This is a genomic window from Thalassospira profundimaris (assembly GCF_003326755.1).
GTDB classification, from domain to species: domain Bacteria; phylum Pseudomonadota; class Alphaproteobacteria; order Rhodospirillales; family Thalassospiraceae; genus Thalassospira; species Thalassospira profundimaris_B.
In genome coordinates, this window is sequence record NZ_JPWH01000007.1 from 215,799 (window position 1) to 230,515 (window position 14,717).

Below are 14,717 nucleotides of genomic sequence, written 5' to 3' on the forward strand. Positions count from 1 at the left end.
GTTTCGCAAGATCGGAAAAAACAAAAGGCTTAGTTGCAGGCCGCAACCTTGCCGCTTTCAACCCCTTTGCACACCACATCCTTGCTGACCCAGCCCGCATCAATCACGACATTCAGGTTATCCTGCGTAATGGCAACCGGCTTCAGGAAATAGGATTTCATGACCGTGCCATTCGGGCTGGTCCAGTCCTGGGTGCCATCGACGTCATCCAGTTTGGTGCCCTTTGCCAGCTCTACCGCGATTTCGGCTGCCTTTTTGCCCAGCTCGCGGGCATCCTTCCAGACCGACACGGTTTGCGTACCAAGGGCAACACGGTTCAGCGCGGCATGGTCGCCATCCTGGCCTGAAACCGGAATGCCCTGCATGCCCTGTGCGGCAAGGGCGGCAATTGCCCCGCCAGCGGTACCGTCATTGGAGGCCACAACGGCATCCACCTTGTTGTCCGCTGCGGTCAGGAACTGTTCCATATTGCGCTGGGCAATGGCAGGTTGCCAGCTTTCGGTATAGGCCTCGCCAACGACCTTGATGTCGCCGCTATCAATGGCGGACTGCAAAACCTCAAGCTGCCCCTGATGCAGAATATCGGCATTCGGGTCGGTCGGTGCGCCCTTGATAAAAACGTAGTTCCCCGTGGGTTGCTTTGCAAAAACCGCCTCGGCCTGCAAACGCCCGACTTCCTTGTTGTTAAAGGTGATATAATAGGCGTTGGGGTTTTCAATCAGGCGGTCATAACCGACAACTGGAATGCCTTCGTTAATTGCCTGGTTGACAGCCGCCCCGATCGAGGCGGAATCCTGTGCCAGCACAATCAGGGCATCCGCGCCGCGCGAAATCAGGCTTTCAATGTCGCTTAGCTGTTTGCTGGGCGAGCTTTGGGCATCGGCACTGATATAATCCGCCCCGGCAGCCTTCAGGGCCGCAACAATGGCGGCTTCGTCGGTTTTCCAGCGTTCTTCCTGAAAATTGGACCAGCTGACCCCGACAATCAGATCGGCGGCAAAGGCATGCGTCGATAACATCACCGCACCGGCAAGGGCGACGGAGGAGAGGAGCTTTTTCATCTGTTTCTTCCCTGAATAAAATTGCCTTGGACGACATTTATTTTTGTTATTGAAAAAATGTTGACGGGTTGCGTCACGCCTGTCAAATTTTTTTTAGGTTCAAAATTAAAAAATAACAATAATACGGTTTATGGCGCCATGATGCGTAACTTTTAATTGAACCTTTCGCCGCTTACGCATGTTGCGGTGCAGTATTTAATTTATGTAGAAAAATAAACGAACAACAGGAAACGTCATGCCAGCCACCTATCATGATTTGAACGATAAATCGGTTCTTGTAACCGGCGGCGCATCGGGGATCGGGGCTGCCATTGTGCGGTCATTTTGTGCCCAGGGGGCGAAGGTCGGCTTTTTTGATATTGACGATTCTGCTGCCAGGCACCTGTGCGATGATATTGAAAAACAACACTCGGTTCGCCCGGTTTTTGCGTCGCTGGACCTTCGCAATCAGTCGGCCATTCCCGATGCCATTGCCAAAATGGCCGACAAGATTGGGACGATTGATGTGCTGGTTAACAATGCCGCCCGCGATGACCGGCATTCACCCGCCGAAACCGGGCCGGATGAATGGCGCGAGAAGCTTGATGTGAACCTGTCGCACCAGTTTTTTTGTGCCCGCGCGGTTGCCCCGGCAATGGCGGATCGGGGGTGCGGCAGCATCATCAATTTCAGTTCGGTCAGCTTTTTAATGGGGCTGCCTGATCTGGTTGCCTATGAAACCGCAAAGGCGGGCATTATTGGCATGACCCGTGCCCTGGCACGTGACTGGGGGGCAAATGGTATTCGTGTCAATACCGTTATTCCCGGCTGTATCATCACCCAGCGCCAGCTGGATTTGTGGATCACCGCCGAGGATGAAGCCCGCATTCAGCAACAGCAATGCGTTAAACGTCGACTGGTTGGCGATGATGTGGCGCAGATGGTGCTGTTTCTGGCCTCCGATGTATCCTCGGCCTGTTCATCACAAAGCTTTATCGTCGATGGCGGGCTGGTATAAGACTGTCTGCTAGCAGCATTCTTTGTCATCATCCCGCCGTGTTTAACACCCGAATATCGAGCCCGCCGCCATGTCCCGCCTGACACATCATAACGAACCTGTTGTTATCAACGAAAAAGCCAACCCCTATCGCGATTGCATTCAGGGGTTGGCAAACCAGCCCATTACGGTTGTGCGGCTGTTGCGCGATGCCGCCAATGAAAACCCGGCCCTGGTTAAACAGCAGAAATTCAATGTGCCGGAAATCCGCGATGTGGTGGGTCGCCTGGTGGAAAACCGGCCGCGCGTTGCCATTATTGCCGGTGCGCCGGACCATCCGGCCCATTTGCTGGATCGGCCCCATGCGCTGATGGCCGCCCTGCGCGTTTGGGAACAGGGCGGGGTGCCGTTTTTGTTTCATGTGCCGGTCATTTGTGATGGCACGGCGCAAAACAATATCGGCCAAAGCTATTCGCTGGCATCGCGCAACACCACGGCAACAGCGGTGAATATCACCTTTGAAGGGCACAGCTATCATGCGGCTTACGTGATTGCCGGGTGTGACAAATCCCCCTCCGCCGTGGTGGCCGGGTTGGCGGCGGCAGACAGGGCACGCGCCCATCGCGGAGACCAGGCCCCGGTCTGGGCCGTATTTGCCCCGGCGCATGTGTTAAAGGGTGGCGAAATCCCCGAAGGTACGCGCCGTTTGCTTGATCAGGTTGCAAATGATGCCGATGCTGCCGGGCATGTCGACCTTGGCGGTGATATTCGCGAAAATATGCGTTACATCCTGCAATGCACATCCGACGAAGCCTTTGCCGGTTTGCTGGAACGGGCGCGTTTGATCGGTGTGATTGACGGGGCAATGGAACGCCGCATTCTCGATGAATTGGCAACCGCCACCTGTGATTCAAAAGGCGGCATTTGTGCCTTTAACGGCACGGGCAATTCATCGCGCACCATGCTCGCGGCCTTTGGCCTGACCCCACCGGAACTGGAGCTTCTGACCGATGTGCCCCCCTACGAGGCGGTTGCCAGTGGGGTGGATACGCTGTTTTCGGTGTTCAATCGCCCGGAATATGCGATTGGCAATTTGCTCAAGGCGAATTTTGCCAATTTCGTGCGGGTCCATAACGCCACCGGGTCAAGCAGCAACATGCTGCTGCATCTGCCTTTCATGATGCGCCATGCCGGGTTTGACATTACGATTGACGATTATCAGGCTGTGCGTACCGAAACCCCCGTGCCTGAGATTTTCGCCCACAGCCTGACTGAAAACCGGGATACCTTTGTTTTGGCCCGGCAAATGGCACAGGGCCAAAACCGGGGTATGGAAAGCATTTATCGCGTTCTTTCCGACCTTGGCGTGGCAATGGACCTGGATGCCCCCACGATTTTGGGAAAAACCTGGGCAGAACGCATTGCCGGGCTGGATAACCCGGTTGATTTGTCGCTGGGCGATAAATCCGTCATCCGGGCCACACCTGTGCGGCAACGCTCTGGCGTCGATGTGATTACCGGCAGCTTCTTTGAAAATTGTGCTGTAAAAACATCGGGTATGAGCGATCATTTACTAAATCACTTTAACAATCACGTTTTCATCGTGCGCTATTATGAAAACGAACATGTTTGTAATGACGACTTTGCCGCGCCTGACCTTGTGGACCGCCTGATGAAGACCGATGGCGTTGACCCGGCCCTGGTCAAAGCCATCGTCAAACGCAATGGCGGCGATGCCTCCACTGGCATGACCGCGCGCGATATGCTGGCACAGGGTTATTTGTCCTTTGCCTTTGTGATTGGCGGGCAGGGGCCAGAGGCCTATGGCATGCCGGAAATGTTCTCGCCCTCGCAAAATCTGCGTCATCACCGCATTCTCGAGGCATCAAGCATGTTGATCACCGATGGCCGTTACTCCGGCGTCACCAAAGGGGCCTGTATTGGCCATATGGTGCCCGAGGCCTTTACCGGCGGCGGTATTGGCTATTTGCAGAATGGCGATATTTTGCGCCTGAACCTTACCAGCCTGTCCCTGGACTGGCTGGAACGCGACGCCTTTCTTGACGGGCGGGAAGTGCCCGGTGATCCGGCCAAGGTCGCCGATCGCAAAGTAATATTCGATCAGCGCCATCAGCGCATGTCGAACCGCCAGCTTGACGTTGCGGCCTGTAACGTGATGGATCATGTCTCGAACGCGGCACGCGGCATTGTCCCCGAAATGGTGGACCGGCGCGCCATATTGCCGTGGCGGTAACAGGCCATCATGCCGGGCAATGACAGGCCGCCGCACAGCGACAGGGGCCTTCGTTACCCGGTCATGTTGCAGGTTACTTTTTAAACAGGATGTGAAACCCGTCCTCATGGGGGGCAAAATCGCATTCCACCTGAAAAACCTGTTTCAAAAGCTCTGGTGTCAATACTTCGGCCGGTGTGCCTGTCGCGACCACTTTGCCATGATTAAGCACCAGCAAATAATCGCAAAACATGGCCGCATGGTTCAGGTCATGCAGGGCGACAATGCTGGTGAGGCCCAAACGCGCAATCAGGCGCAACAGCCCCAATTGATGCTGAATGTCCAAATGATTGGTCGGTTCATCCAAAAACAGTTCACGGGGTTGCTGTGCCAGGGCGCGCGCAATATGCACCCGCTGCCTTTCCCCGCCTGACAGGCTTTGCCAGCTTACATGGCGGAAATCCGTCATACCAACCTGTTGCAAGGCAGTATCAACCGCGTGGCTGTCAAGCTGCGTCCAGCCTGCCAGCGGTGATCGATGCGGGGTTCGCCCCAAACGCACAACATCCTCGACCGCCATATTTATTTCCGTGGCGGCATGTTGCTGCACCAGGGCAACGCGTTGGGCCAAGTCCCGGCGCGATATGCTGGCAATATCGCGTCCTTCCAGGGTGATGCGCCCGGTGGCCGGGCGGCGCAACCCGGCAAGCAGGCGCAATAGCGATGATTTACCCGACCCGTTCGGGCCCAGAAGGCCCAAAACCGTGCCGGGCTTTATGCTCAGCGAAACGTTATCGACGATGGTCTTGCGACCGACCCGCCATATCAGATTTTCTGCCTGGATACTCATACAGCCTGCCTCGCCCGATAAAGGATAAGCGAGAAACACGGCACACCCACCAGCGCGGTGACAATGCCGATGGGAAGGGTTTGCTGGGCCATCACACTGCGCGATACAATATCGGCCAGCACCATAAACACCGCCCCCACCAGTGCACAGGCAGGCAACAGGCGAATATGTCCCGGTCCGATCAGGAAGCGCACGGCATGGGGCACCACCAGCCCGACAAAACCAATCGAGCCGACCATGCTGACAATGGTTGCGGTAATCAGTGCCGTCACGGCAAAAAGAATGATCCGTACCCGTTCCACGGCAATGCCCATCGAGGCGGCAGCATCATCGCCAAAGGTAAAGGCATCAAGCGCCTGGGAATGCCAGATGCAAATCGATAGACCGATAATGATGATCACGATCAAAAGCTGAAATTCCGGCCAGCGCACGCCGCCAAAACTGCCCAACAGCCAGAACATGATGTCGCGCGCCTGCTGGGCATTGCCCGATGTCGTCACAATATAGGCGGTCAGCGCATTAAAAAGCTGGGCGGCGGCAACACCGGCCAAAATGGTTCGGTCCGGCCCGCCGCGCCCGCTATTTGACAAGACGGCAACAAACACAAAGGCGGTCATCGCCCCGGCAAAGGCCCCCATTGACAATGAAACCGCGCCCGCGCCAATACCCAGAATAATCACGGCAACCGCCCCGGTCGAGGCCCCGGCAGAAACCCCCAGCACATAGGGTTCGGCCAGTGAATTGCGCAACAGCGTTTGCAAAACCGCCCCGCATATGGCAAGGCCAGCCCCGCACAAGGCCGTGACCAAAGCCCGGCTCAAACGCAAATTCCAGATCACGCTATCCTGAATGCGACCGATCTCGGCGTTGCTCAGGCCCATGTGGTTGGTAATTGACAGGGCAACTGTGCGCAGCGGAATGCGCATTTCGCCAATACCAACCGCCATGGCAATCGCAAATGCCAGAATCACAAACGAGATGACCAGCAGCAGCTCAAAACCGATTGTTTTCTTGGAAATCATAGAGGTTTTGGTCACTTCTCCAGCCCAAGCGCCTCAAGCTGTTTGGCAACTTCTTCCGCGCCATAAATCGTGCGGATGGTCGGGTTCATGGCCGCACCATTCATGACAACGATGCGGTTCTTTTGCACCGCTTCCATCAGTTTTACCGACGGGTCGCTTTTCAAGAACGCGATTTTGTTTTCCGCCTTGTCGAGGTCCCAGCGATTGCGGTCCAGCGAGGCAACAACGATGACGGTCGGTTTGGCGGCGATAATTCCTTCCCAGCTAACGGTCGGCCATTCGGCTTCGGTCGTTATGGCATTATGCCCGCCCAACAGGTCGGCAATGAAGCCCGAAGCCCCGTTTTTACCCCCCAAATAGGCATCATCGGCTTCCGATGGGCTGCTAAACCAGAACAGGAAGCTCAAATCGGGGTTTGGTTTAAACTTGGCGCGCAGGGCCGCTTCGCGCGCCTTGAAACTGGCGATCAGTTTCTGCCCGCGATCGGCAACATCGAAAATCCGCGAAAGCTCGTCAATCTCCTGATACAGAAGATCCATGTTCCACAATTCGCCACGGCTTCCATAGACGTCGTTGGTATCCTTGCGCGTGTTGCAAATGCCCGGCGCAAGATAGCTGGGAATGCCAAGGGCGGCAAAATCCTCGCGTTTGGCAACTTTGCTGTTGGGGCCAAGCAACAGTGGCAACTGTGCGGCAATAAAGTCGGGCTCTTCAGCCAGGATCGATTCAAGGGTCGGGATTTCAACCGTAAGAAGTTTTACTTTTTTATTGGCTTCCGCCAACTCCGGCAACACCGAGGTCGGCCAAAAGGCCGATGCCTTCACTTTATCTTCAAGGCCCAGCATCAACAGAATTTCGGCACTGTTCTGACCAAGGGCAACGGCGCGTTCAGGTGCCTTTTTGAAGGTGACTTCAACGCCACAATTTTCGATCGTGAGGGGATATTTGGTTGCTTCCGCCTTGGCAGGCGAAATCGCCAAAAATGCTGCCATCAGACACGAAGGTAAAAAGAAAGACTTAGCGCACGTCATGAACCACCATCCACCGGATCCGTTAAATTTGGTGGCGAGTAGTACTCTGCCACAAAGCGCAAATTCAAGTTAATTTTTGCGAATAAATATCAAATTCAACTGAAATGAATGCAATTGATCCTCAAACGCGATTCTTGACCAGGGAAAAGGGCGTCAGTTTCAAGGATAAGCGCCAGGTCAATCTTTCAAAACAGTCCGTTCCACCGAATCCGGATACTCGAACAGGTGGCATTTCAGCCGCCGGCCAACATCGCCAGGGCCAACCGGTTTTATCAATCACAAGATCGCAACTGCACCAGGAAATGAACCTGTCGGGCGAACTGGAATGAATAAAATGGATAACACGTTGAGTCTGTCCTGATGTTATTCCATAAACACGTATCATCATGCACCTTAATGTCAGAATAGGGTGCCATTTGCGGGGTCTTGTCGGGTTGGTCACTTGTCATGGGGGACAGACACCGGGGCAGGGGCCTAATAATCAAAAAACCGCATAACAGGAGAAACGTTCGTGATCCTTCAACTTTTTCCAGTATGGGCGTTGTTGCTCTCGTTACTGGCTTTTTTCATGCCAGGGCCGTTTACATCGCTTAGTTCCTATATCGTGCCCTTGCTGATGGTCATCATGCTGGCAATGGGGCTGACTTTGACGGCAAAGGATTTTGCCAATGTCGCCAAAAGCCGCAAGGCGCTGGCGGTTGGCGTGATTTTGCAGTTTTTGATCATGCCGGTTGCTGCCTGGCTGGTGGCAAAGCTGTTTGGCTTTGACGATGACCTGACGGTTGGCATGTTGCTGGTGGGCAGTGTCGCGGGCGGGACATCTTCCAATGTGATGTGCTATCTGGCAAAGGGGGATACGGCACTTTCCATTTCCATGACGGCGACCTCGACCCTGATCGGCGTGTTCCTGACCCCGGTTCTGGTGGCCTTTCTGGCCGGGCAAAGCATTGATGTGCCGGTGCAGTCGATGCTGATGTCGCTGGTCAAGATTGTTCTGGTGCCCGTGATCATCGGTGTCGTGCTCAACGAAATCGCGTCCAAATGGGTGCGCAAGGTTGAAGCGGTTTTTCCCTATATTTCAATGGTCGCCATCCTGGTCATCATTGCCATCGTTGTCGCCCTGAATGCGGATAAAATCGCCAGTGTGGGTTTGATCGTGGCATTGGCCGTGATGCTGCATAACGCGATTGGCCTGTCGCTGGGCTATGGGGTAACGGCACTTTTGGGCTTTGATCGCAAAATTTGCCGCACCATCGCCTTTGAAGTTGGCCTGCAAAATTCCGGCCTGGCAACCGCGCTGGCGATGAAATTCTTTACCCCGGTATCGGCGCTGCCCGGCACATTGTTCAGTGTCTGGCACAATATATCCGGCTCGCTTCTGGCCGGGTACTGGAGCCGCAAACCGGTAGACGAGGCCGGTCTCAAACCTGCTAAAAATCAGCCTATCTCGTAAATCTTATAATCTGATAAACCCGGACCAAGGCGGATGAATGCCTTTGGTCCGGGATTACGGGAAACACTTTTCGCCCAAAAGAGCTATAATCTATCTTATGACAAATTTTTGTGTACCGTTGACGATTGTCAGAGATCGAGCACAACACGACCTTCCGGCCGCGCACAGCAGATCAGTACCTGACCATCGGCTGGCGTTTCCAGTGGCTCTTCAATATAGGATACGTGCCCCTCAACCAGGGTACAGCGACAGGTATTACAAATACCCGACCGGCACGAGAAATCGGGTGCCAAACCTTTGTCTTCTGCCAGTTCCAGCAATGTTCGCACGTCACTGCGCATTGCCGCTGTCACCCCGGATTTCGCGAACACAACAATATCCCCGTCCTTAGGCACCCTATCAGGGATGTCATCAGCCATTGGCACGGTGGTGTCCGGTACGGCCCAGGCTTCCGGGTCGGTCAGATTGACAAGGGCGGCAATCGCTTTGGGCGCATGTGACGCCGCCCGCGAGATTGTTGCCGGTTGTTCAGCCAGGTGTTCAAGCGACGTTGCCGCACCGAAAAACTCGTAAGCGATGCGGGATTTTTCAATGCCAAGCGCGCGCAACTGCCGATACATGGCCGCCATAAAGGCTGTTGGCCCGCACATGTAAACTTCGTAATCGTCAAGCGGCAGATGCGACTGCAACAATGCCGTGTCGATCACTCCCTCGCTGTCAAAACGACGTTCCGCACGGTCACGCGCCGTGGGCTGGCGATGCACCACATGCAGGGAAATCCTGCCGCCGGATGCTGTGGCAAGCGCCCTTAATTCTGCATCAAATGCCTGAACGTCGCCATTTTCGCAGGCATGAAAAATCCAGACACGCCGCTTGCTGCGCGCCAAGACCTTTGCCATTGCCAGCAAGGGCGTTATGCCAATGCCACCCGCCAGAAGCAGTACCGGGCGCGTACTTTCCTGATCCAGCACAAAGCTGCCACGCGGCGGGGCGATGTCAATTTCACTCCCCTCCGTCACATGGTCATGAAGCCAGCACGACCCCACCCCATCGGGAACATCGTTGCCCGTCGGCGCACATTCGCGCTTGACCGAAATCCGGTGGAAATTGTCCTGCTGCACGTCGCCGGACAGGGAATAGGTTTTAAGCACCGACCCCGCAGCGGTTGGTACCCGAAAGGTCAGATACTGACCCGGCAAAGCCTGCCAAAGTGGCCCGCCATCAACCGGGGCAAGGTGAAAGGATGTCACCACATCGCTTTCCCGAATTTTCGCACTGACACGAAATCTGCGAAACGCATCTGCCATGTCACGCTTCCATCTTGGCATCAATCATCCGCTCCTCGGCGATCATCGCCTCAAGCTGACGGCGGAACCGCAACTGTCCCGCATCGATACCAAGGTCAATATGAGGGGATTGTTTGTTGCTCATACCGATCTGGACTTCGTGCAACACGGCCCGGTCCTCTTCAAAGGCATGACGCACATCTTCGGCCATCATCTTTGACAGGTTTTCGTCATCGGGCCGGACATTGCGAAGTTGGAACCAGTAATACCGCGTTTCCGTTTCCGACGTTGGGGTCATGAAATTGTAGCTGTCCATGACAAAGGTCTTTTCATGCAGCTGCCCGTCCGGGCCACCGGTACCAGCCGGGGTAAACACCGCGCGGATCAGGGCGTGCGAGGGATAGCGCACCTCGTAATGCTGCAAACGGTCACAATTGCCCTCAAATTCCACCACCTTTTTATAAAAGGGTGCAGGCTCGTGATCCATCATCCACCGATGCACAATCACGCCATTTGCGGTCTTTGTGACGCGCAACGGCGTATCTTTGGTGGCCGGTGCGGCAAACGAACTTTCATGTACCCATGCGACATGGGTGGGGTCCAGCAGGTTGTCGCACATCAAAAGATAGTTGCACTGCAATTCCATCGCATCGCCGGAATTAATGCCCCAGTCCGAGCTGTCGAAATTCGGAATGTCGATAATTTCTTCCGGGTCCGCCATTGCGGCATTGCCCATCCAGATCCAGACCAGACCGTATTTTTCATGCGTCGGATAGGGCCGCACCCTGGCGGCCGACGGGATACGCCCCCCACCCGGCGCCCAGACACACTGCCCGGCGCAATCAAAGGTCAGCCCGTGATAGCCGCATTCAACCGTGTTGCCTTTGATCCGGCCTTTTGACAGCGGCAATTTGCGATGCGGGCAGGCATCTTCCAGCGCAATGACTTCGTTTTCCGCGGTTCGGAAAACACAAATCTTTTCCCCCAGAACCCTGATCTGCATAAGATCCCGGGTGATCTCGGTGCTCCAGGCGGCGACATACCAGGCATTGCGCAGAAACATGATCGACCTCTTAAATTTCTTGCTGTTATGCCCAACTATGTCTGAACATCCCATATTTAACAGTCAGAAATGTTCGAGGATATTTTAGATATTCTAAAAGATGCGACTGTTACGCCTCTGTCGCAAGTTTTTGGCAAATGGTCATCAGCCAGTTTAAAAATTCGCGTGCCTTGGGCTGATCAAGGGTCGTCTCCCCCCAGCAGACATAATAAGGCAACGGCATGGGCAGGTAATGATCTGACAGTCGCACAAGACGGCCCAGTTCCAGGTCAAACCGGGCAAAAGACCGCTGTGCAAGCACAACACCCTGCCCGCCAGCCGCCGCCTCTAGCGCGCTGCTTGACAGCGAATGCACCGCCACCGTTTTGAATTTGGCATCCGGCATTCCCTGTGAAGCAAACCAGTCTGCCCAGCGGGGCACCGCGTTATAGGCCGGTCCCCAGTCAATCTCAATCAGGGGAAGACCCAGCAGACCTTCGGGCGTGCGAGCCCCCGGATGCTTTTCCAAGAATGCTGGAGCACAGGCCGGAAAGCACCTATCGGTAAACAGCATCCGGGCATGGGGAAACCTCTGCGCAACACTGCCATAGGTCAGCCGGAACATATCGACCGGCATGTCCGGATCGGGTTCAAGATGCGTTGCTTCCAGCCGCAACGGCACATCGTTCAACTGTGACTGAAAGTCGTGCAAAAGCGGGTTCAGCCATTTCAAAAGCAGCGTTGGCAACCCCGAAACCTTAAGGTCAGCCCCCATTTTTGCGCGTTCAACAACCTTGTGGGCCATCCGCAACCGGTCAAATCCCTCGCTGATCAATTTGTGATAGGCCAGGGCTTCGTCGGAAATCGCTGTCCGCCGGCCATCCTTGTTAATTAGCTTGATGGACAAATGTTCTTCAAGGACCTTGAGTTGCTGACTGATCGCCCCTGGCGTCACCCCCAGCTCCTGGGCTGCACCCCCAACAGAGCCAAGACGCCCGACGGCTTCAAACACCTGCACGGCGCGCAAAGGGGGCAAATAGGATTTCACAGTCACCTTCCCGATATTCCGCCAAAGCATCCGATCTGTGCAAACACTATAGCAGGAACATGGACTTGTCCCTACTCTTTGGCACCTTGAAAGCAAAACGGCGGCGCATTCCAAATACGCCGCCGTCCGCAAAAGCAGAAGGTACAATCAGTCTTCGTGACCGGCCCAGGGGCCGTGCGGTTCGTCTTTACCATCCACACGTTCAAAGCCATGCGCACCAAAATAATCGCGCTGCGCCTGGATCATGTTGGCAGACGTACGACGGGTACGCACCGTATCAAACCACGAAAGACCAGCGGCAAGTGCCGGAACGGCGATACCGGCACGGGTGGCGGCAATCACGGTATCACGCAGGTCGGCTTCGCATTCTTTCAGCAGGCCCGAAAACGGTTCGGCGAAAATCAGGTTATCACCCGGATTATTCGTTAGCGCCGTTGCCATGTCATTAAGCATGTCGGAACGAATGATGCAGCCTTCACGCCAGACGCGCGCAATGGCCGGCATCGGCAAATCCCATTTAAAATGCGCCGCAGCAGCCGCCAGCATTTCAAAACCCTGCGCATAACACAGGATTTTCCCGGCAATCAGCGCATTTTCAAGCGTGGTGGCAGCAATACCTTCGCCTTCCAGGGCCTTTTGCGCATCACCAAAATGTTCGGCACCACGCTGGCGCATTTCAAGGCGTGCCGAAAGGTTACGCGCCGCAACTGCAGCCTCAATCACGGGGACGGGCACAGCAAGCTGCTGGGCTTCAATTGCGGTCCAGCGGCCGGTTCCTTTTTGGCCTGCCTTGTCCAGGATCACATCAAGCATCGCATTGCCCGAAATCGGGTCATCCGCGCGCGAAACCTTGGCCGAAATCTCGATCAGATAGGATTCAAGACGGCCTTTATTCCAGCCTTCAAACACATCGGCAACCTGCGGCGCCTTATAGCCCATGCCATCGCGCATCAGGCTGTAAACCTCGGCGATCATTTGCATGTCGGCATATTCAATGCCGTTATGCACCATTTTGACAAAATGGCCCGCTCCGCCCGGCCCCATCAGGGAGGCGCAAGGGGTGCCTTCATATTTGGCGGAAATGGCTTCAAGCATCGGGGCAACACGCTGCCAATCGGCCTCCGTGCCACCGACCATGATGGACGGGCCGTGCCGTGCACCGCTTTCGCCGCCCGAAACACCAATGCCGATGAAACCGAACTTTTCATTCCGGGCGCGTTCGGCACGGCGTTCGGTGTCATAGAAATTGGCATTGCCAGCATCAATGATCAGGTCGTCCGCGCCCAACAGCGGTTTAAGCGCATCGATATGGTCATCTACAACGGATCCGGCCGGGACCATCAGAATAATCACGCGTGGTGCCGCAATCGCGGCAACAAAATTTTCCAGGCTGTCGGTCGGCGTCAGGCGCGGGGCAAGATCGCCGGCATTTTTGACAAACGCATCGGTGACACTTCCGGTCCGGTTATAAACGGCGAGTGCATGGCCCTTCTCGGCAATATTCAGCGACAGGGCCGCGCCCATCGTTCCCAAACCAATCAAACCTACCCGAGGCTGTTCCGACATGTTCACTTTCCTATTTTCGATCTTGTGGGACGCAGAAGAACAGCATCTTTCGCTGCCCGTCTTTGATCAATTTATCAATCAAGATACGTACATATGCACCGCCTGTCCGCAGCGCAAAAATGGCAATCAGTCAAATTCTTCGCCAACGATAACAGGGTCATACCTTGATTTGCGCGCTTAACATAGCGTGCCGATCGAATTTTCGCACCTGTTAGTACGAATGATTTTTACATTCACGAATGAAAGTTTTCCCGCTCTGCCTTTGCAGGCGTCAAAAATTGCCCCGGTGACAAGGCCATATTTTGTTTATATGTTTATCAGACAAAGCAGAAAGGATCTGTAAAATGCGGTCATCGCGTCCTCTTCGTTCCATGACACCGATTGCCGGAACCATCGAAATACGCGGTATTCTTGGAACGGTCGTGGCCAATCTGGGTGTGCGTATTATTCGCGGGGACTGGCCCGAAGGAGCAACGATTGCCAAAGAGGCCGATCTGGTAACGGAACTGGATGTCAGCCGATCCGTGATCCGCGAGGCCTGCCGTATTTTAACCGCCAAGGGACTGATAAGGTCGCGAACATCGGATGGCACACGGGTACTGCCCCGGTCGGAATGGCGGATGCTGGATCCCGATGTCATGGATTGGCGTCTTCGCGCCGGGGATCGCGATGGCTTGTTGCGTGACCTGTTGAAATTCTGCCTGATTGTGGAACCCGGTATTATCGAACATGCCACAATGCTGGCAGACAGCCCGGCACGGCAAAAAGTTGATGCGGCCTGGCAGGCCAAAAAAGAGGTTCACCGCGACCAAAGCCGCGATGAACATGACCACCGTGCGGCCCTTATTGGCGCGGACCTTGCCTTTCATCAGGCCCTGATCCACGCCGCCGGTTCGGAATTGGTTGACCAGATATTTCCCGCCATCAGTTCAGCCCTGGAACTGATGTGGGAGCAACATCCGCCAACGATTAACGCAGCGGATGAGAAGGCGGAATTGGACCTGTATGAAGGCCTGTATTATGCCTTTTGCCAGAAAAACCCGCAGGAAGCAGGCCACGCGATGCGCAAAGTGATCGAGCATGTCATCGCACGCCACCGGGCGGCAACGCCCGGTTCCTAACCCCGGCGCGAGGTCGCGTATTTTTCGG

General features: G+C 55.1%; 12 protein-coding genes. 4 read left to right on the top strand and 8 right to left on the bottom strand.

The window, feature by feature from the left end; translation table 11 throughout:
• Positions 1-29 precede the first annotated feature (29 nt).
• Positions 30-1,061, bottom strand: coding sequence for a D-xylose ABC transporter substrate-binding protein (gene xylF, locus TH25_RS10590; protein WP_114088393.1), 1,032 nt, complete (start codon positions 1,059-1,061; stop codon positions 30-32).
• A gap of 235 nt (positions 1,062-1,296) precedes the next feature.
• Between xylF and TH25_RS10595 the strand changes: the two genes are divergently transcribed.
• Both TH25_RS10595 and TH25_RS10600 read left to right on the top strand, forming a co-directional pair.
• The gene (locus TH25_RS10595; RefSeq protein WP_114088394.1) at positions 1,297-2,058 is read left to right on the top strand and encodes an SDR family NAD(P)-dependent oxidoreductase; all 762 of its coding nucleotides are present in this window, start codon (positions 1,297-1,299) and stop codon (positions 2,056-2,058) included.
• Between the two features lie 70 nt (positions 2,059-2,128).
• Positions 2,129-4,291, top strand: a complete 2,163-nt coding sequence (locus TH25_RS10600; RefSeq protein WP_114088395.1) for a dihydroxy-acid dehydratase domain-containing protein — start codon at positions 2,129-2,131, stop codon at positions 4,289-4,291.
• A gap of 73 nt (positions 4,292-4,364) precedes the next feature.
• Here TH25_RS10600 and TH25_RS10605 read toward each other — a convergent pair whose 3' ends face one another.
• Genes TH25_RS10605 through TH25_RS10615 form a run of 3 tightly spaced genes read right to left on the bottom strand, consistent with a single transcriptional unit; the run spans position 4,365 to position 7,173 of the window.
• Positions 4,365-5,120 (bottom strand): ABC transporter ATP-binding protein, encoded by a 756-nt coding sequence (locus TH25_RS10605; RefSeq protein ID WP_114088396.1) that lies wholly within the window; start codon positions 5,118-5,120, stop codon positions 4,365-4,367.
• Positions 5,117-6,157 carry a FecCD family ABC transporter permease gene (locus tag TH25_RS10610; RefSeq protein WP_258549113.1) on the bottom strand — a complete coding sequence of 347 codons (1,041 nt, stop codon included), beginning with the start codon at positions 6,155-6,157 and terminating at the stop codon, positions 5,117-5,119. The genes TH25_RS10605 and TH25_RS10610 overlap by 4 nt, the downstream gene beginning before the upstream one ends.
• On the bottom strand, positions 6,154-7,173 hold the full coding sequence (locus tag TH25_RS10615) for an ABC transporter substrate-binding protein (RefSeq protein WP_114088398.1): 1,020 nt from the start codon (positions 7,171-7,173) through the stop codon (positions 6,154-6,156). The genes TH25_RS10610 and TH25_RS10615 overlap by 4 nt, the downstream gene beginning before the upstream one ends.
• A gap of 511 nt (positions 7,174-7,684) precedes the next feature.
• On the opposite strand from TH25_RS10615, the gene TH25_RS10625 reads away from it, so the two are divergent.
• Positions 7,685-8,626, top strand: coding sequence for a bile acid:sodium symporter family protein (locus TH25_RS10625; protein ID WP_114088400.1), 942 nt, complete (start codon positions 7,685-7,687; stop codon positions 8,624-8,626).
• A 128-nt stretch (positions 8,627-8,754) separates the two neighbouring features.
• Here TH25_RS10625 and TH25_RS10630 read toward each other — a convergent pair whose 3' ends face one another.
• The 4 genes from TH25_RS10630 to gndA form a co-directional block, all read right to left on the bottom strand.
• A complete protein-coding gene (locus TH25_RS10630; protein ID WP_220151388.1) occupies positions 8,755-9,933 on the bottom strand; it encodes a 2Fe-2S iron-sulfur cluster-binding protein in 1,179 nt (392 codons plus the stop codon).
• A gap of 1 nt (position 9,934) precedes the next feature.
• Positions 9,935-10,975, bottom strand: a complete 1,041-nt coding sequence (locus TH25_RS10635; protein ID WP_114088402.1) for an aromatic ring-hydroxylating dioxygenase subunit alpha — start codon at positions 10,973-10,975, stop codon at positions 9,935-9,937.
• 109 nt (positions 10,976-11,084) lie between these two features.
• Complete coding sequence (locus TH25_RS10640; RefSeq protein WP_181847545.1) at positions 11,085-12,008, bottom strand: LysR substrate-binding domain-containing protein; 924 nt, start codon at positions 12,006-12,008, stop codon at positions 11,085-11,087.
• A gap of 141 nt (positions 12,009-12,149) precedes the next feature.
• The gene (gene gndA, locus TH25_RS10645) at positions 12,150-13,568 is read right to left on the bottom strand and encodes an NADP-dependent phosphogluconate dehydrogenase (protein WP_114088404.1); all 1,419 of its coding nucleotides are present in this window, start codon (positions 13,566-13,568) and stop codon (positions 12,150-12,152) included.
• Between the two features lie 344 nt (positions 13,569-13,912).
• On the opposite strand from gndA, the gene TH25_RS10650 reads away from it, so the two are divergent.
• The gene (locus TH25_RS10650; RefSeq protein ID WP_114088405.1) at positions 13,913-14,689 is read left to right on the top strand and encodes a FadR/GntR family transcriptional regulator; all 777 of its coding nucleotides are present in this window, start codon (positions 13,913-13,915) and stop codon (positions 14,687-14,689) included.
• The last annotated feature ends 28 nt before the right edge of the window (positions 14,690-14,717 follow it).

Bases quoted from the DNA above. Each gene is read 5' to 3' on its own strand.
- gndA (WP_114088404.1), bottom strand. From the start codon at position 13,568: ATGTCGGAACAGCCTCGGGTAGGTTTGATTGGTTTGGGAACGATGGGC.
- TH25_RS10650 (WP_114088405.1), top strand. From the start codon at position 13,913: ATGCGGTCATCGCGTCCTCTTCGTTCCATGACACCGATTGCCGGAACC.
- TH25_RS10615 (WP_114088398.1), bottom strand. From the start codon at position 7,173: ATGACGTGCGCTAAGTCTTTCTTTTTACCTTCGTGTCTGATGGCAGCA.
- TH25_RS10630 (WP_220151388.1), bottom strand. From the start codon at position 9,933: ATGGCAGATGCGTTTCGCAGATTTCGTGTCAGTGCGAAAATTCGGGAA.
- TH25_RS10635 (WP_114088402.1), bottom strand. From the start codon at position 10,975: ATGTTTCTGCGCAATGCCTGGTATGTCGCCGCCTGGAGCACCGAGATC.
- TH25_RS10600 (WP_114088395.1), top strand. From the start codon at position 2,129: ATGTCCCGCCTGACACATCATAACGAACCTGTTGTTATCAACGAAAAA.
- TH25_RS10605 (WP_114088396.1), bottom strand. From the start codon at position 5,120: ATGAGTATCCAGGCAGAAAATCTGATATGGCGGGTCGGTCGCAAGACC.
- xylF (WP_114088393.1), bottom strand. From the start codon at position 1,061: ATGAAAAAGCTCCTCTCCTCCGTCGCCCTTGCCGGTGCGGTGATGTTA.
- TH25_RS10595 (WP_114088394.1), top strand. From the start codon at position 1,297: ATGCCAGCCACCTATCATGATTTGAACGATAAATCGGTTCTTGTAACC.